We start from the raw sequence: 16378 nt of genomic DNA on the forward strand, positions 1-16378 counted from the left end.
CGGGTAAGGTAGGGGCCGATCTCAGCCAACCCAAGCCCGCGCATTACGGAACATGCGCAGCCATGGCCCGTCCTCGCCCCACTCCGACGGATGCCAGGAGTACTGCACGCTTCGGAAGACCCGCTCGGGGTGGGGCATCAGGATGGTGGCCCGGCCATCTTCGCTGGTGAAGCCGGTCACCCCTCCGGCCGAGCCGTTGGGGTTGGCCGGGTAGGTCTGTGCCGGCTGGCCGTAACCGTCGATGTAGCGAAGCACCGGTCGGGCCGAGTCCGCATCGCCGGCGCCGAAGTCCACCCGCCCCTCGCCATGGGCGACCGCCAGCGGGAGCCGCGAGCCGGCCATGCCGCGCAGCAGTACCGAGGGGGAGTCGAGCACCTCCACCAGGGCCAGGCGCCCCTCGAACTGCTCGGAGCGATTGCGCACGAAACGCGGCCAGGCCTCGGCGCCGGGGATGAGATCGCGCAGATGGGCCAGCATCTGGCAGCCGTTGCACACCCCCAGGCTGAATGTATCGGGGCGCTGGAAGAAGGCGTGGAAGGCCTCCCGGGCGCCCTCGTGGAAGCGGATGCTCTTGGCCCACCCCCCGCCGGCGCCGAGCACGTCGCCGAAGGAGAAGCCGCCACAGGCCGCGAGACCGTGGTAGCTGCCGAGGTCGTCCCGTCCGGACAGGATATCGCTCATGTGCACATCCACGGCCTCGAACCCGGCGGCATGGAAGGCCGCCGCCATCTCCACGTGGCCATTGACCCCCTGCTCGCGGAGGACCGCCACGCGGGGGCGGGCGCCCGTGGCGATGTACGGAGCCGCCACGTCCTCGCCCGGCTCGAAGGTCAGCCGAGTGGCTGTCAGCCCGGGGTCGTCGGCGACCGGGATGGCGTCGAAGGCCTCGGCGGCGCACTCGGGGTCGTCGCGCAGGGCCTGCATGCGATAGCTGGTCTCGGCCCAGCGCCGCTGCAGCTCCCGGCGACACCGATCCAGCAGCACGTCGCCCTGGCCGCGGACCACCACGCGGTCATCCGGGCGCGGGTGCCCCAGCCGGCGCACGCGCACCCCCTCAGGGGCTTCGGCAGCGGCCGCCTCGAGGGCGTCCGCCTCGGCGGTGGCAAGCTGCAGGACCAGACCGGGCTCTTCGCTGAATGCGGCGGCCAGGTGGCGGTCCGCGGCCTCGCCGCCCAGGGTGTCCAGATCGATCTCGAAACCGCAGCGCCCGGCGAAGGCCATCTCGCAGAGGGTGACCAGCAGACCGCCGTCCGAGCGGTCGTGGCAGGCGAGGACGCGCCCTTCGGCCAGCAGGCCCTGCACGCGATCGAAGGCCCAGCGCAAAGCGGCCGGGCTATCCAGATCGGCCGGGCGCTCGCCGACGCGGCGGTAGACCTGCGCCAGGGCCGAGCCGCCCAGCCGGTGCTGGTCGCCGCTGAGCTCCAGGGCGACCAGCACGCTGTCGTCCTGCGGTTGCAGCTGCGGCGTCACCGCCCGACGCACATCGGCCACCGGGGCGAAGGCCGAAACCACCAGGGAGACCGGCGCCGTGACGCTCCGCTGCCCGCCGGCCTCCTCCCAGACCGTGCGCATGGACAGCGAGTCCTTGCCCACTGGGATGGCGACCCCCAGCTCGGGGCAGAGCTCCCGACCGACGGCGGCCACCGTGTCGTACAGCGCCGCGTCCTCCCCCTCGTGGCCGCAGGCGGCCATCCAGTTGGCGGAGAGGTTCACCGCCGACAGCGACCCCACCCCGGCGGCAGCCAGGTTGGTCAGGGCCTCGGCCACCGCCAGGCGACCGGAAGCCGGGGCGTCGAGGATGGCCACCGTGGGCCGTTCGCCCACCGCCATGGCCTCCCCGGCGTAGCCGCGGTAATCGGAGACTGTCACCGCGCAGTCGGCCACTGGCACCTGCCAGGGCCCGACCATCTGATCCCGGACCACCTGCCCGGTGACGGTGCGATCGCCGATGGTGATCAGGAACTCCTTGGAGGCGACCGCGGGCAGCTGCAGAACCCGTTCCAGGGCCTCGGCGACGGTCACCCCGGCGAGATCCAGGGGGGCGCCGGCCACCGGCCGACGACGCACGTCGCGAAGCATCTTCGGCGGCTTGCCCAGGAGCAGCTCCATGGGCAGGTCCACCGGCGTGTTGTCGAAGTGGCCGTCCCCGACCACCAACTCCCGCGCGTCGGTGGTCTCGCCGACCACCGCGTAGGGGCAGCGCTCGCGGGCACACAGGGCCTCGAACTCGGCCAATCGCTCGGGATCGACGGCGAGGACGTAGCGCTCCTGGGACTCGTTGCACCAGATCTCCAGCGGCGACATACCCGGGTCGTCGATGGGGATAGTGCGCAGCTCGATGCGTCCACCGCGGTCGGCGTCGTCGAGGATCTCGGGGATGGCGTTGGACAGACCGCCGGCACCGACGTCGTGGATCGACAGGATCGGGTTCGTCTCGCCGCGGGCGGTGCAGGCGTCCAGCACACCCTGTGCGCGACGCTGCATCTCGGGGTTGTCGCGCTGCACCGAGGCCAGATCCAGCGACTCATCGCCCGCGCCACTGGCCACCGACGAGGCGGCCCCGCCGCCCAAGCCGATGAGCAGGGCCGGGCCGCCCAGCACCACCACCGGCGTCCCCACCGGGAGGCTGCGCTTGTGGACGTGGGCGTCGCGGATGTTGCCCATGCCGCCGGCGATCATGATCGGCTTGTGGTAGCCGCGCACCTGCTCGCCGCCGCCGGGGCCGGGGGCCGGCAACTCCAGGGTGCGGAAGTAGCCGCTGAGCGCCGGCCGCCCGAACTCGTTGTTGTAGCCGGCTGCCCCCAGCGGGCCGTCGAGCATGATCGCCAGCGGAGAGGCGATCCGGCGCGGCCGGGCCTCCGGGCCTTCCCAGGGCTGCGGGAAGCCGGGGATGCGCAGATCGGAGACCGAGAAGCCGGTCAGCCCTGCCTTGGTGCGACCGCCGATGCCGGTCGCGGCCTCATCGCGGATCTCGCCGCCGGCACCCGTAGCGGCGCCGGCAAAGGGCTCGATGGCGGTGGGGTGGTTGTGGGTCTCGACCTTCATCACCAGATGGGCCGGCTCCGGGTGCTCGCGGTAGCACCCGTCGGCCCCGGCGTGCAGGCGCCGGGCGTCGTAGCCGGCGGCCACGGCGGCGTTGTCGCTGTAGGCCGAGAGCACCCCCTCGGGGCTGGCCTCGTGACTGCGCCGGATCATGGCGAACAGCGACTGCGGCTGCCCCTCACCGTCGATGACCCAGTCGGCATTGAAGATCTTGTGTCGGCAGTGCTCCGAGTTCGCCTGGGCGAACATCATCAGCTCGACGTCGGTGGGATTGCGACCCAGACCGTCGTAGCTCTCGAGCAGGTAATCGATCTCGTCCTCGGCCAGCGCCAGGCCCAGCTCGGCGTCGGCCCGGACCAGCGCCTCGCGGCCACCACCGAGGATATCGACCTCGGCCACCGGGCGCGGCTGGCTGTCGCGGAACAGGGCCTCGGCCTCCTCGGGGCCGGCGAGAACGGCGTCGGTCAGCGGGTCGTGGATGGCCGCGACCAGCGCCTGGCGCGCAGCCCCCTCCAGGGGGCCGTCGGTAGTGATGCGAAACAGGGTCCCGCGCTCGATACGTTCGATATCGCTCAGCCCGCAGTTGCGGGCGATATCCGTGGCCTTGCTCGACCAGGGAGAAACGGTGCCGGGCCGAGGCACCACCAAGAGCGTGGTGACCTCGCCCTCCGCCGCGGACGGCGCCGGGTAGTCGGCGCCGTAGTCGAGCAACTGCAGCAGGATCTCATGCTGCGCTTCGGAAAGGGGGCGGGACGTGGCGGCAAAGTGGCAGTACGTCGCATCGACGGCGCGCACCGCAGCACAGGCGTCACGGAGTTCGTCCCGCAGCTTGTCGAGGCGAAAGGGAGAGAGGGCGCGTTTTCCGGGGATCTGCAACATGGTCAGTAGAGCTGGCGATCGAGCAGGGTCAGGAGCCGTTCCGCCACCGCTTCCGCGGCTGGATCGCCGTTCTCATCGCGGACCTTGGCCACGACCTGCCCGTTGTCGCGGCCGATCTGGATACGGAAGCGCTGGGGCGAAGTGTCGATCCGTTCGGCGCCACCGAACCAGCGCGCGAACAGGCCGGGCTGCTCGATCTGCTCATCGGCCCGTGGCTCGTAGCGGATCAGGTAGTAGAGGTCGTCGCGCTGGCGCTCCAGGACGGTGAAATCGAGCCGGTTGAGGGCGGCCCCGGTACCCATCCACGCCTGGTTGATGCCCATGTCCAGCGCCAGCCGGGGATCTCCGTCGACGTCGGTGAGCCGGGACGGGATGGTACGCTCGACCTCCACCGGCAGCTCGGCGTCGGCATCCGGCTCCGGAGGCACTGGATCATCCTCGGCGAGCTCGGGCTCACCGACCAGATCCGGCGGGATGACGAGGTGATCCGGGTATTCGGCCTCGTCGCGGGTCAGCGGGTCCGTGGCACAGGCGCCCAGCAGCCCGGTGGCGAGCACCGCCACCAGGACCCAGCGGGCGCCATTGGCGACCCGGCCCCTCACAGCAGACCGGCGTCTTGCATCGCCTGGCGCACCCGGGCCTGCCCGGCCTCGGTCAGGCGGGTCATGGGCAGGCGCATACCGGAACCGGCCATGCCGAGCTCCTCCACCGCCCACTTCACCGGTACCGGGTTAGGCTCGCAGAACATCGCCTGGTGCAGGGGCGTCAGGCGCTCGTTGATGGCCTCGGCGGTCTGCATGTCGCCGGCCAGGGCGGCCGCACAGAGGTCGTGCATCTGCCGCGGGACGACATTGGCGCTGACCGAGATCACCCCCTTGCCACCGACCCGCATCATGCCCAGGGCGTTGAAGTCGTCGCCGGCGAAGACATCCAGCCGATCACCGCAGCGGCGGATCACCTCCTCGGCCCGCTCCACGGTGCCCTGGGCCTCCTTGAGGCCGACCACGTTGGGCAGGTCGGCAAGGCGCTCGACGGTCTCGGGGAGCATGTCGCACCCAGTGCGGCCCGGCACGTTGTAGAGGATCTGAGGGATGGGCACCGCCTCGGCGATGGCGCTGAAGTGCTGAACCAGCCCTTCCTGGGTGGGCTTGTTGTAGTAGGGCACCACCAGCAGCGCCGCATCACAGCCGGCCTCCATGGCGCTGCGGGTCAGCTCGATGGCCTCCCAGGTCGAGTTGGCACCGGTGCCGCCGATCACCGGGATTCGGCCCGCAGCGGCCTCGACCGTGGCGCGGATCACATCCCGGTGCTCTTCGTAGTCGAGAGTGGCCGATTCGCCGGTGGTCCCCACGGCAACGATGGCGTCACTGCCCTGCTCGACGTGATACTCGACCAGCTGCTTGAGCGCCTTCTCATCCACGGCGTCCCGAATTCCATCCTGCGCCTTCATCGGGGTGACCATCGCCACCATGCTGCCGCGGAACATCACCACCTCCGTCATCGGTCACGAGTCTGATCGGCAAGGGGGTCATGGTACTAAGCGGGCTGCGCGGCGCCAAGCAAGGATCCCCACCGGACCCCGACGCACCGTGACCGGGTTCCGTGCTAGACTGCCGCCGCATACCCAACAGGGCGAGCAGCGCGATGCACAACCTGATGGTCATCACCGCCCTCGGACACGACCGCCCCGGCATCGTCCGCGAACTAGCCAGTGCAGTGACCGAGACCGGCTGCAACATTGCCGACAGCCGCATGAGCGTGCTCGGCGGCGAGTTCGCCATGATCCTGATGGTCTCTGGGCGCTGGAACGAACTGGCCAAACTCGAGACCAGCCTGCCCCACTCGGCACGGCGCATGGGCCTGGAGATCCACATCCAGCGCACCGAACCGGCCGCCACCGGCGAACAACTGCTGCCCTACTCGGTGGAGGTGGTCGCCCTGGATCACCCGGGGATCGTCGCCGAACTGGCCAACTTCTTCGCCACCCGCGAGATCAACATCCGCGACATGCAGACCGCCAGCTACGCCGCGGCCCACACCGGAACCCCGATGTTCTCGGTCTACCTGACCGTGGATGTCCCGGCCGGGCTGCACATCGCCAGCCTCCGCGACGAGTTCATGGACTTCTGCGATCAGTTCAACCTGGACGCCATCATGGAGCCAGCCAAGTAGCCGCGGAACCGGACCACCCACCCCGATACGGGGATGAAAGCGCCATGAGCCACCCGCCCGCCCAACGCATCTACGTGCTCGACACGTCGGTCCTGGTGCACGACCCCACGGCACTGTTCCACTTCGAGGAGCACGACGTCTGCCTGCCGTCGGCGGTCTTGGAAGAGCTCGACGCCGCCAAAGAGGGGCTGTCCGAGGTGGCGCGCAATGCCCGGCAGGTCAGCCGCTTCCTGGACGGCCTGCTGACCGGACACACGCCGGGCTCCCTCGAAGACGGCGTGCCTCTGGGCAGCGGCGCGCCGGGCGAACCGTCCGGGCGACTGTTCTTCGAGACCGAGGGGCACGGACGCGGCGACTCGGCCATCCTGGCCGCCGCCGCGCGGCTGCGCGAGGCCCTGCCGCCGACCCCGGTACTGGTCTCCAAGGACATCAACCTGCGCATCCGTGCGCAGGTGGCCGGCATTGCCGCCGAGGACTATGAGAGCGACCGGGTCATCGATGATGTCGACCTGCTGCCCACCGGCGTCGATGCCATCCCCGCAGCGGCCTGGGACCGGGCCCGCACCCACGAGCGCGGCTACCGGGTTCCGGTGCCCCAGGACACCGTCTGGCGGGTCAACCAGTGCCTCTACGCCGAGGACGGCTTCGAGGGGGTAGTGCGTGGCTTCGAGGATGACCAGGCCATCCTGGCGCCGGTGACCGATTTCCGGGAGCACAACGCCGTCTGGGGCGTCCGTGCACGCAACCGCGAGCAGAACTTCGCCCTGCACTTGCTCATGGACCCGGAAGTCGACCTGGTCTCGCTGCTGGGCGCCGCCGGCACCGGCAAGACCCTGCTGACCCTGGCCGCCGGGCTGGCGCAGACCATGGACCAGGGGCGCTACCGGGAGGTCATCGCCACCCGGGCCACCGTGGCCATCGGCGAAGAGATCGGCTACCTGCCCGGCACCGAGGAAGAGAAGATGACCCCCTGGATGGGGGCCCTGATGGACAACCTCGAGGTCCTGAGCGCCCCGGACAGCGGCCTGGGCGGCGACTGGGCACGGGCGGCCACCGCCGATCTGCTGCACTCGCGGGTGCGCATCCGCTCGATGAGCTTCATGCGCGGCCGGACCTTCCTGGAGAAGTTCGTCATCCTCGACGAGGCACAGAATCTGACCGCCAAACAGATGAAGACGCTGATCACCCGAGCCGGCCCCGGCACCAAGGTGATCTGCCTGGGCAACATCGGCCAGATCGACACCCCCTACCTGACCGAGAGCACCTCCGGGCTGACCTACGTGGTGGACCGGCTCAAGGACTGGCCCCACAGCGGCCACGTGACCCTGCGCCGCGGCGAGCGCTCGCGGCTGGCGGACTACGCCTCCGACGTCCTCTGAGACCCGGGGCGCCGCCACGGCGGCGCCCCGCTCGGGCTCAGGGGACCAGCTCCTCCTCGACCCCTGCGGATTCGTCATCCGGCGGCTTGCGGCGCCGCACCCACGCCTTGATGATCGCCTGGATAAAGGTGGCCAACGGGATGGCGAAGAAGATCCCCCAGAATCCCCAGATCCCGCCGAAGACCAGGATCGAGACGATGATCGCCACCGGGTGGAGGTTCACCACCTCGGAGAAGAGCAGCGGCACCAGGACGTTGCCGTCGAGCACCTGGATGATGGTGTAGGCCACCAGGACGTAGACCAGCTCCTGGCTCACCCCGAAGTGGAAGTAGGCGATCAGCGCCACCGGCACGGTCATCACGAAGGCCCCGACATAGGGGATGATCACCGACAAGCCGGTGGCCACCGCGAGCAGCATGGCAAACGGCACCCCCAACAGGGAGAAGGTGATGTACGTGACCGCCCAGACGATCAGGATCTCGATGAACTTGCCGCGGACGTAGTTGCCGATCTGCTGATCGACGTCCAGCCACACCTCCGAGGCAAAGGCACGGTGGCGGGGCATATGGTTGCTGACCCACTGCAGCAACAGCCGTTTGTCCTTGAGCAGGAAGAAGACCAAAAATGGCACCAGCACCGCGTAGATCACCAGCGTGCCGAGGATCATCAGCGACTGAACCGTCACCGAGGCCACCACCCGCTGCCCCAGGTCGGTGATCTCCCGCCGGGCGGTATCGAGCATCTCGCGGATCTGCGCCTCGGAGAAGAGCTGCGGGTAATGCTCGGGCAACTGCAGCAGCAGCATCTGCCCCTGGGCGAGGATCGCCGGCAGCTGATCCACCAGCTGGCCCACCTGGCGGTAGAGCAACGGGATCAGCGCAAAGAGCACCAGGACCAGGAAGGTGGTGAGGAACAGGATGACGATCACCACCGCCAGCATCCGGGGCACCCCGGCGCGTTCGAAACCCCTCACCACCCCTTCGAGCAAGTAGGCGATCACCACGGCGGCGATCACCGGGGCGAGAATGCTGCCGAGCATCAGCAGCGCCCCGAGGCCCACCACCATCAAGACGATGAAGGCAGCGATCTGAGGGTCGTTGAATGTGCGTCGCAGCCAGCTACGAATCAGCTCCAAGGGCGCATCTCCTTCGCGGATCGCGCTTCGATGATAACGTAGCCAGAACAGACTTGCGCCTGCGGGAACTTGCATCCACGCCGCCCAGTCCAATTGTTGACCATGCTCGATCGCCTCCGCCGAACAGCCGCGGCCCTACTGATCGCCGCGCTGACGCTCACCGCCCCGGCCCCGTCGCCGGTCCAGGCGGAGAGCGCCCAGCTGCCGCAGCTTGGCGTACCGGGGGCGGACGCCCTGCCCGTGCACAAGGAGCGCGAACTGGGGGCCAAAATCATGCGCCAGGTCCGCCAGCACCTACCCCTGCACGAGGACCCAGAAACCAATGAGTATCTCCAGAACCTCGGGCACCGCCTGGCGGCGCACAGCAACGAGCCGGGATTCGGCTACAGTTTCTTCCTGGTGGAAGACGACCAGATCAACGCCTTCGCCCTGCCCGGCGGATACATCGGCCTCCACACCGGGCTGATCCGCGAAACCCGGACGGAGAGCGAACTCGCCGGCGTGCTCGCCCACGAGATCGCCCACGTCACCCAGCGCCACATCGCTCGGCAGTACGCTCAGTCGCAGCAACTCAACCTGCAGACCGCCGCCGCCGTCCTGGCCGCCATCCTGATCGGCTCGCAGAGCCCGCAGGCCGGCAGCGCCGCCGCCATGGCGGGCATCGCCGCGCCCATCCAGCAGCAGCTGAGCCACTCCCGCACCCACGAGCAGGAGGCGGACCGGGTCGGCCTCCACAACCTGGTGGCCGCCGGGCTCGACCCCTACGGCATGCCCGGGTTTTTCGAGCGCCTGGCCGACGCCTCCCGTTTTGCCGAGGATCCGCCGGAGTACCTGAGCACCCACCCGCTCACCGAGCGCCGCCTGAACGAGGCCCAACGCCTGGCCGAACGCCTGGAGGGCGGCACCGTCTACGAGAGCGGCCATCACGCCTTCATTCGCGCCCGGCAGCAGGTCCTCACTAATAGGGAGCGCAGCACCAGCGCAGTGGCGTTTATGCGGGATCAGTTGCGGCGCAGCACCGACGACCCCACCGAGCGTGCGGCCGCCCTCTACGGCCTCGCCCTGGCGCTCTCTTGGGAAGAGGGGCAGCACGCCCAGGCCCTGGCCCTGCTCAACACCCTGAGCGCCATCGAGGGGGAGCGCCTCTACGTCCTCCTCGGGCGCGGCGAGATCTTGCGCGCCATCGGCGACACCGAGGAGGCACTGGCCACCTACCGGGAGGCCCGCTCCCTGTACCCGGGTAGCTGGGCCGCCACCTACCGACTGGCCGAGACCCTGCTGGCCGACGACGACGCCAAGGAGGCGCGCCGGGTGCTGGCCCGCGCGACCCGCGGGTCGTCCGGATCGCCTCAGCTCCTGCGGCTGCTGGCCGACGCCGCCCACGCCGCCGGCCGCGAGGCCGAGGGTTACATCGCGCTGGCCGAACACTACCGGGGCCGCGGCGAACACCGACTGGCCGTGGCGCAACTGAACAATGCCATCCGCCACGCCGGCGAAGACCGCTACCAGCGCGCCCGCGCCGAGGCACTCAAGGCGCGCTGGACGCAGCACGCCGCGGACTAGCCATCCCTTCCACCGCCTTAGTAGACTGCCGCAGCATTCTGGGAGCGCGGCCATGGCGTCCGGCGAAGCCTTCGACAGCGATTGGATCCTCCGCATGGGCGATGCCATCCCCGTGGGGGTGTTATGGCGTGCCCTGGAGGCCGACGGCGGCACGCCGGGGCCGGCCTGCACGGCAGCCTTCCAGAGCCTGCGCACCCAGCTCGACACCACGCAGGCCGCGCTGGAGGCGGTCGCCCCGGCGGCGGCCGGCAAGGAAGGGGGGACGGCGGATCCAACCCCGGAGTGGCTGGCGCCGTGGCTCCAGACCATCGCCCGGCTGGGCCCCTGGCAGCACGGCCTCGAGCGCGCGCAGGGATTGCAGGCGGCCCTGGACCGGTACCTGCGCGCCTACGCCGAGTGTGCCCGGATCCTGATCGGTTCGGTGCGCGCCGGACTCGACGCCCTCGAGCACCGCCTGCAAGTGGCGGCGCAGACCCCGGAGCAGCCGCCGCCGGAGAGCTATCGAACGCTCTACGACTGGTGGCTGACCGAGAGCGAGGCCTGCTACGAGGAGACCCTGGCCTCGCAGCAGTGGGCCGCGGCCTTCGGGCGGCTGACCAATGCCACCACCGCCCTACTCAACCGCTATCAGGAGCAAGTCGACGCCGGGCTGCGCACCCTGGACCTGCCCAACCGGGACGACTTCATCGACACCCAGCGGCGCCTGGTCGAACTCGAGCGCAGCCAGCGCCGCACGGCGCGCGGCGACGAGCTGACCGCGCTGCGCGAGGAGGTGGCCCGCCTGCGGGAGGAGGTGAACACCCTGCGTGCCGACCAGTCACCCGGATCGCGGGAGCGCTGATGGCAGAGAGGCCGTCCGGCAACGGACTGACCGACTGGCAGCGCCGGCTGATCGAGACGCTGGACCAGGCGGCAGCACTGCCCGTGGACACCCGCGGCGCCACCCCGTTCACCCACCACGCCGAGGTGGGGCCGGGCATGCACCTGCGCCGCTACAGCCCGACCCACGGCGCCCGACAACGCCCGGTACTGATCGTCTACTCGCTGGTCAACCGCCCGTTCATCCTCGATCTGACCGAGCGCCGCTCACTGATCGCCGCCCTGACCCGGGCCGGCCACCCGGTCTACCTCCTCGACTGGGGGTACCCGAAGGGCGCCGATCGCTTCCTCGGCCTGGCGGATTACATCGAGGGCTTTCTCGCGGCAGCGGCCGACGAGGTCGCCGCCAGCGAGGGGACCACACCGGACCTGCTCGGTGTCTGCCAGGGGGGGGTCTTCGCGCTGTGCCTGGCCGCCCTGCAGCCGCAACGGGTCCACCGGCTGGTGAACCTGGTAACCCCGGTGGACTTCCACACCCCCGGCGACAACCTCAGTCGCATGGCGCGGGAGGTCGACTTCGACCAGGCGGCGCGGTCCCTCGGCAACATCTCGGCGGAGTGGCTCAACGGCGTCTTTGTCGCCCTGAAACCCTACCGACTCCTGGCCCAGCGCTACATGGACCTGCCCGAGCTGGCCGACCACCCGGAGGCCCTCCACGACTTCCTGCGCCTAGAGCGCTGGATGTACGACAGCCCGGACCAGGCAGCCACCGCGTTTGCTGAATTCGGCCGCGAATGCTACCAGCGCAACGGACTGATCCAGGGCACACTGCAGCTCGACGGCCAGCCCGTGCGACTGGCCAACATCGAGCACCCGATCCTGAACGTCTACGCCGAACAGGACCACCTGGTCCCCGCCGACGCCGCCCGCGCCCTGGGCACACACGTGGGTTCAGGGGATTATGGCGAGCTGACCTTCCCCGGGGGGCACCTGGGCGTATTCATCAGCCGCCGTGCCCACGCGGAACTCCTGCCGCGCATCGTGGCCTGGCTGGCGGAATGACCCAGATTGGTGCAGCGCCACATCGAGAAAGCTTGCAGCGGCCGCTCAAGCTCACCACAATCTTTGCTCCATTCGGGCGCACGGCTGGACCGGGGCCGCGCCCAAAAAAAACCCCCTCAGAGAGGGGGCAAGGAGTTGGCGACAACTGTCTCCAGGAAGGAGACGCCGCCAGGAGGAGACCGGCTAACAAAATCCTAGCTCCGTCAGGAGCCTTCCGCCGCAGACCCACCTAGATCTCTGCCCCACGCAGGGAGGGTGGGCTGCGGCATTGTTGCTACGCAACATGATAGCGCCGTCACATTGACCTGTCAAATACGGGTCCGCCCGGCATCGATGCAACGGGCGGACCCGGGCAGCTCAGAAGCTGCAGAACTGGCCACCGTTGACCGGCACATTGGCACCGGTAATGTAGCCCGACTCATCCGCCGCCAGGAAAGCGATCACCCGGGCGATCTCCCCGGGCTCGGCCATACGGCCGGCCGGGATCTGTGAGACGATCTGCTCACGCACATTATCGGGGATCGCCGCCGTCATGCTCGTCGCCACATACCCCGGCGAGACGGTGTTCACCGACACACCCTTGCGCGCGTTCTCCTTGGCCAGGGCCATCGTGAAGCCGTGCATCCCCGCCTTCGCCGCTGAGTAGTTGGCCTGACCGAACTGCCCGGTCTGGCCATTCACCGAAGAGACATTGACGATGCGGCCAAAACCACGGTCCCGCATGCCGTTCAGGAACTGACGGGTGACGTTGAACACGCTGTCCAGATTGATGTCGACCACATCCTGCCAGTCCTTGTGGTCCATCTTGTGGCAGAAGGCGTCGCGGGTGATGCCGGCGAGGTTGATCAGCACCTCGACCTCACCGTACGACGCCGCCATCTGCTCAGCCATGCGCTGGCAGGACGCGTAGTCCGCCACATTGCACTCGACGTAGCCGACCTCGAAGCCCTCCTCGCGCAGCTGCGCCTGCCACTCGTCCACGCGCTCCGCCTTGGCGTCCACGCAGGTAGTGACCACGCGATACCCCTGCGCGGCGAGTTCGCGACAGACAGCGGTCCCAATGCCACCGTTGCCTCCGGTTACCAGGGCCAAACGACCTGCCATAACGGTATTCCTCGCTCTTTTGCACTCGACTTGCACCCGTGGGCGCTCGGCCCCCGGCCGCGGCGCACCACTTTTGTGCATCGCAGCATCTGCTGCGCCTACGAAGCTTATGGTGCAGCGCAGCGAGTGTCAACGCGCATTGCCGCCGGCGGGGCACCGCCGGGCAGGACAGGAGGCGAGGAACAGCAGGGTGGGCAGAGGGTTATGCGGCCCCGCGGAAACACCGTCCCGGGGTGGGCACGGGCGCGCGGGGGCGAAGCCACAACGGGACCGGGCGGGGCGTCGAAGGTGGAGGAGCGGGCGGGGCCGCCGATCAGCCCTGAGGGCCTTCGCTGTCCTCGTCGCGGCGATGGCGCCCCGGGCCCCGGCTGGAGGCGGGCGGGTCTTCAAACCCGCTGTTTTCTTCGTCGCGGGTGCCGTCCAGCCCGCTCATCTGCCGCCACAGGGCCAGGTTGCGCTCAGCGAACTGGGTCATGATATTCATGGGGTTGTGGTCCATGAACTCCCGGGTGCGCTGCTGGAAGACGCGCTGCTGATCCGCCCAGAGCTCCAGGCTCTTCTCCAGGTAACTGGTGAGCATGTTCTGCATGTTGCCGCCGTAGGCCCGGATGAGCTGGGCCAGCAGCTGGCTGGAGAAGATCGGCTCGCCCTCCTCCTCCTCCTCGCTGATGATCTGGAGCAGGATGCTGCGGGTGATGTCCTCGCGGGTCTTGGCATCGACCACCTGGAAGTCGACGCTCTCCAGCACCAGTCGCTTGACGTCGGCCAGCGTGATGTAGCTCGAGATCGCCGTATCGTACAGACGGCGATTGGGATACTTCTTGATGATGCGGGTATCTGACATTCAGAGCCTCCGGCGCGGGCACCCGAACCGTATGCTGCGGTGCGTGGAGTGTCAAGCGAGTTGCTACCATGGGGGTAGCTTTCACGCGGCGCCGGCCACCCCCGGGCTGGCCCCACCCAACCCCGACCGAGGTTATTCATGGGCAACGCCGAACGGGTGGCCACGCTGGAGCGGCTGGGTGACGCGAACACCCTACCCGCCCTGCCTTATGTCGCTCACGACATCCTGGTGGCCACCAGCCACAACGAGGTCAACATCAGCGACGTCGCCGAAACTCTGGCCCGCGAACCGGGCCTGGCGGCGCGCATCGTTGCCATCGCCAACTACGCCTTCTTCTCCCGCCGCGAGACGGTCTACTCCCTCGAGCAGGCGATCATGCGCATCGGGCTCAACCGCGTGCGTGTACTTGCCACCTCGCTGCTGCTCAACGACATCTTCCAGACGGGCCAGTGCCCCCACTTCCAGCTCCAGCGGTACTGGCACGAGGCCCTAGGGACCGCCTTCTGCGCCGCTCGTCTGGCCCCCCACTCCGCCCCGCGGGAGAACCGCGACGCCGCGTACCTGGGTGGCGTGCTGCACAGCATCGGTCTGCTGCTGCTGGTGCATGTCTTCCCGCAGACCATGGACGAGGTGCTCGCCGAACATGAGGCGGACCCGGAGCGCTCGCTGGCCGGCATGACCCATCGCGCCCTGGGCTGCGACTACGGCGAGGCCGGGGCTCTGCTACTGCGCGAGTGGTCGATCCCCGAGGCCATCGTCGTCGCTGCGGGGCACACCCACCGCGAACGCTATCAAGGCGCCCACGCCGATCTGGTGACCACCATCCGGTTCGCCAACGAGTGGCTGCAGCGGGGTTTCGACCCGGAGCAGTGCGCCGACGCCCCGCCCATCCCGCAGGGCAAGCTCGAACGCATCGGCAACGCGTGCCGTGAGGAGTACGAGGCCCTGGCGGCGTTCGCACAACTGCTCAGCGGCGAGGCCTGACCCCTGCCGCGGCCTGGCCGCCCTCGGCCAGCGACAGAAAACCAGCGGCCTTGTCTTCCGTCTCCTGGAGCTCGGCGGCAGCGGTGGAGTCCGCCACCACCCCGCCACCGGCCCAGTAGGTCATACTGCCGTCGCTGCACGTCGCGGTGCGAATGGCAATGCTGGTGTCCATGCGGCCATCCAGCCCCAGGTAACCGATGGCCCCACAGTAGACCCCGCGCGGTCCCGGCTCGAGCTCGGTGATGATCTCCATGGCACGGCGCTTCGGCGCCCCGGTGATGGAGCCACCGGGCAGGCAATCGCGCAGCAGATCGGTGGCGCGCCGCCCCGGGGCCAGGCGCCCGGTGACAGTACTGACCAAGTGGTGCACGCTGGCAAAGCGCTCGGCGCGGCAGAGCGACGGCACCCGCACGCTGCCCACCTCGCACCCCTTGCCCAGGTCGTTGCGCAGCAGATCGACGATCATCACGTTCTCGGCCCGATCCTTGGCGCTGCCCAGCAGGTCCCGGCGGGCCGCCTCATCCTCGGCGGGATCGGTGAACCGCGGCCGGGTGCCCTTGATCGGCTCGGTGGTCACCCGCCCGTCGCCGTCGATGTGCAAGAAGCGCTCCGGCGAGAGGCTGAGCACATCGCCCCCGGGGAAGCGGAGCCACGCCGCAAAGGGCGCCGACGAGGCTGCGCGCAGGGCGAGGTACGCCGCCTGGGGATCCCCGCAGCAGGGCACCGAGAAGCGCCGGGCCAGATTGACCTGGTAGCAGTCACCGGCGTGCAGATACCCCTGCACCCGACGGAAAGCGGCCGCGTACCCATCGGCGTCCGGTTCACGGAGGACCGGACCTGCGGTCGACCACGGCTGCGGTCTCGCCCCCGTCTCCCGGCGGCAGGCCACGTCCGCCAGCCAGGCCTCATCCAGGCGTCGCCCCACCGCAGTGCTGCATTCGTGGCGATGGTCGGTGATTACCGCGTGCTCGTAGATCCCCACGGCCATCTCGGGCAACGCGGGATCGGCACCCGGAACCCCCATCAGGCGGCGCCCCAGGTCGTAGCCGAAATACCCCACCGCGCCGCCGGTGAACGGCCACCGAGGGTCAACGGGGAGCGGGCCGAGGGCATCGAGCTCAGCAGCCAGGTGGGCCAGCGGATCGCCGTGCCGGCGCTCGACCCGCTCGCCGCGCCGGATGGTGGTCTGCCCGCCGGCTGCGATCAGCGTGACCGTCGGCCGGGCGACGAGGATGTCGTAACGCGCCCCGGCACAGCCGCCGTGGCCCGAGTCGAGCCACGCTGACCACGGTTCGCCCCCCAGGACGCGCATCGCCGTTGCCCCGTCACCGATGTACGGCAGGGATCGAGATTGCAGGGGTAAGGACACGTAATGGTGCTCCGGACAGCTCAGAT

General features: G+C 69.4%; 13 protein-coding genes. 6 read left to right on the forward strand and 7 right to left on the reverse strand.

Going from position 1 to position 16378, the window contains the following annotated elements:
* Nucleotides 1-21 precede the first annotated feature (21 nt).
* Genes purL through dapA form a run of 3 tightly spaced genes read right to left on the reverse strand, consistent with a single transcriptional unit; the run spans nucleotide 22 to nucleotide 5407 of the window.
* Entirely contained in the window at nucleotides 22-3921 is a 3900-nt protein-coding gene (gene purL, locus HHAL_RS11095) for a phosphoribosylformylglycinamidine synthase (protein WP_011814982.1), read from the reverse strand.
* Between the two features lie 2 nt (nucleotides 3922-3923).
* Nucleotides 3924-4523 carry an outer membrane protein assembly factor BamC gene (gene bamC, locus HHAL_RS11100; RefSeq protein ID WP_011814983.1) on the reverse strand — a complete coding sequence of 200 codons (600 nt, stop codon included), beginning with the start codon at nucleotides 4521-4523 and terminating at the stop codon, nucleotides 3924-3926.
* The gene (gene dapA, locus HHAL_RS11105) at nucleotides 4520-5407 is read right to left on the reverse strand and encodes a 4-hydroxy-tetrahydrodipicolinate synthase (protein WP_041595184.1); all 888 of its coding nucleotides are present in this window, start codon (nucleotides 5405-5407) and stop codon (nucleotides 4520-4522) included. Before dapA ends, bamC begins: the two co-directional genes overlap by 4 nt.
* Before the next feature lie 158 nt (nucleotides 5408-5565).
* Here dapA and HHAL_RS11110 point away from each other — a divergent pair, with 158 nt between their 5' ends.
* Nucleotides 5566-6093: a glycine cleavage system transcriptional repressor gene (locus HHAL_RS11110; RefSeq protein ID WP_011814985.1), complete on the forward strand. Its 528-nt coding sequence runs from the start codon at nucleotides 5566-5568 to the stop codon at nucleotides 6091-6093.
* Nucleotides 6094-6137: 44 nt separating this feature from the next.
* Entirely contained in the window at nucleotides 6138-7472 is a 1335-nt protein-coding gene (locus tag HHAL_RS11115; protein WP_011814986.1) for a PhoH family protein, read from the forward strand.
* 37 nt (nucleotides 7473-7509) lie between these two features.
* Here HHAL_RS11115 and HHAL_RS11120 read toward each other — a convergent pair whose 3' ends face one another.
* On the reverse strand, nucleotides 7510-8607 hold the full coding sequence (locus HHAL_RS11120) for an AI-2E family transporter (RefSeq protein WP_011814987.1): 1098 nt from the start codon (nucleotides 8605-8607) through the stop codon (nucleotides 7510-7512).
* 102 nt (nucleotides 8608-8709) lie between these two features.
* Here HHAL_RS11120 and HHAL_RS11125 point away from each other — a divergent pair, with 102 nt between their 5' ends.
* The 3 genes from HHAL_RS11125 to HHAL_RS11135 are packed head-to-tail and all read left to right on the forward strand — an operon-like array spanning nucleotide 8710 to nucleotide 12051.
* Nucleotides 8710-10170, forward strand: coding sequence for a beta-barrel assembly-enhancing protease (locus tag HHAL_RS11125; RefSeq protein ID WP_011814988.1), 1461 nt, complete (start codon nucleotides 8710-8712; stop codon nucleotides 10168-10170).
* Nucleotides 10171-10222: 52 nt separating this feature from the next.
* Nucleotides 10223-11011 carry a poly(R)-hydroxyalkanoic acid synthase subunit PhaE gene (locus tag HHAL_RS11130; RefSeq protein WP_011814989.1) on the forward strand — a complete coding sequence of 263 codons (789 nt, stop codon included), beginning with the start codon at nucleotides 10223-10225 and terminating at the stop codon, nucleotides 11009-11011.
* Nucleotides 11011-12051, forward strand: coding sequence for an alpha/beta fold hydrolase (locus HHAL_RS11135; RefSeq protein WP_011814990.1), 1041 nt, complete (start codon nucleotides 11011-11013; stop codon nucleotides 12049-12051). The genes HHAL_RS11130 and HHAL_RS11135 overlap by 1 nt, the downstream gene beginning before the upstream one ends.
* A 357-nt stretch (nucleotides 12052-12408) precedes the next feature.
* Here the strand turns inward: HHAL_RS11135 and phbB are convergent, their stop codons facing one another.
* Nucleotides 12409-13155 carry an acetoacetyl-CoA reductase gene (gene phbB, locus HHAL_RS11140; protein WP_011814991.1) on the reverse strand — a complete coding sequence of 249 codons (747 nt, stop codon included), beginning with the start codon at nucleotides 13153-13155 and terminating at the stop codon, nucleotides 12409-12411.
* 313 nt (nucleotides 13156-13468) lie between these two features.
* The gene (gene phaR, locus HHAL_RS11145; RefSeq protein WP_011814992.1) at nucleotides 13469-13999 is read right to left on the reverse strand and encodes a polyhydroxyalkanoate synthesis repressor PhaR; all 531 of its coding nucleotides are present in this window, start codon (nucleotides 13997-13999) and stop codon (nucleotides 13469-13471) included.
* Between the two features lie 138 nt (nucleotides 14000-14137).
* On the opposite strand from phaR, the gene HHAL_RS11150 reads away from it, so the two are divergent.
* Nucleotides 14138-14983 (forward strand): HDOD domain-containing protein, encoded by an 846-nt coding sequence (locus HHAL_RS11150; protein WP_011814993.1) that lies wholly within the window; start codon nucleotides 14138-14140, stop codon nucleotides 14981-14983.
* Here HHAL_RS11150 and pabB read toward each other — a convergent pair.
* Entirely contained in the window at nucleotides 14967-16352 is a 1386-nt protein-coding gene (gene pabB / locus HHAL_RS11155) for an aminodeoxychorismate synthase component I (RefSeq protein WP_011814994.1), read from the reverse strand. The two genes, HHAL_RS11150 and pabB, sit on opposite strands and share 17 nt — an antisense overlap.
* Nucleotides 16353-16378 lie beyond the last annotated feature (26 nt).

Source organism: Halorhodospira halophila SL1 (assembly GCF_000015585.1).
Classification (GTDB): Bacteria; Pseudomonadota; Gammaproteobacteria; order Nitrococcales; family Halorhodospiraceae; genus Halorhodospira; species Halorhodospira halophila.

Coding starts and splice junctions, on each gene's coding strand:
- purL (WP_011814982.1), bottom strand. CDS start 3,921: ATGTTGCAGATCCCCGGAAAACGCGCCCTCTCTCCCTTTCGCCTCGAC.
- dapA (WP_041595184.1), bottom strand. CDS start 5,407: ATGTTCCGCGGCAGCATGGTGGCGATGGTCACCCCGATGAAGGCGCAG.
- HHAL_RS11110 (WP_011814985.1), top strand. CDS start 5,566: ATGCACAACCTGATGGTCATCACCGCCCTCGGACACGACCGCCCCGGC.
- HHAL_RS11115 (WP_011814986.1), top strand. CDS start 6,138: ATGAGCCACCCGCCCGCCCAACGCATCTACGTGCTCGACACGTCGGTC.
- HHAL_RS11125 (WP_011814988.1), top strand. CDS start 8,710: ATGCTCGATCGCCTCCGCCGAACAGCCGCGGCCCTACTGATCGCCGCG.
- HHAL_RS11130 (WP_011814989.1), top strand. CDS start 10,223: ATGGCGTCCGGCGAAGCCTTCGACAGCGATTGGATCCTCCGCATGGGC.
- HHAL_RS11135 (WP_011814990.1), top strand. CDS start 11,011: ATGGCAGAGAGGCCGTCCGGCAACGGACTGACCGACTGGCAGCGCCGG.
- phbB (WP_011814991.1), bottom strand. CDS start 13,155: ATGGCAGGTCGTTTGGCCCTGGTAACCGGAGGCAACGGTGGCATTGGG.
- phaR (WP_011814992.1), bottom strand. CDS start 13,999: ATGTCAGATACCCGCATCATCAAGAAGTATCCCAATCGCCGTCTGTAC.
- HHAL_RS11150 (WP_011814993.1), top strand. CDS start 14,138: ATGGGCAACGCCGAACGGGTGGCCACGCTGGAGCGGCTGGGTGACGCG.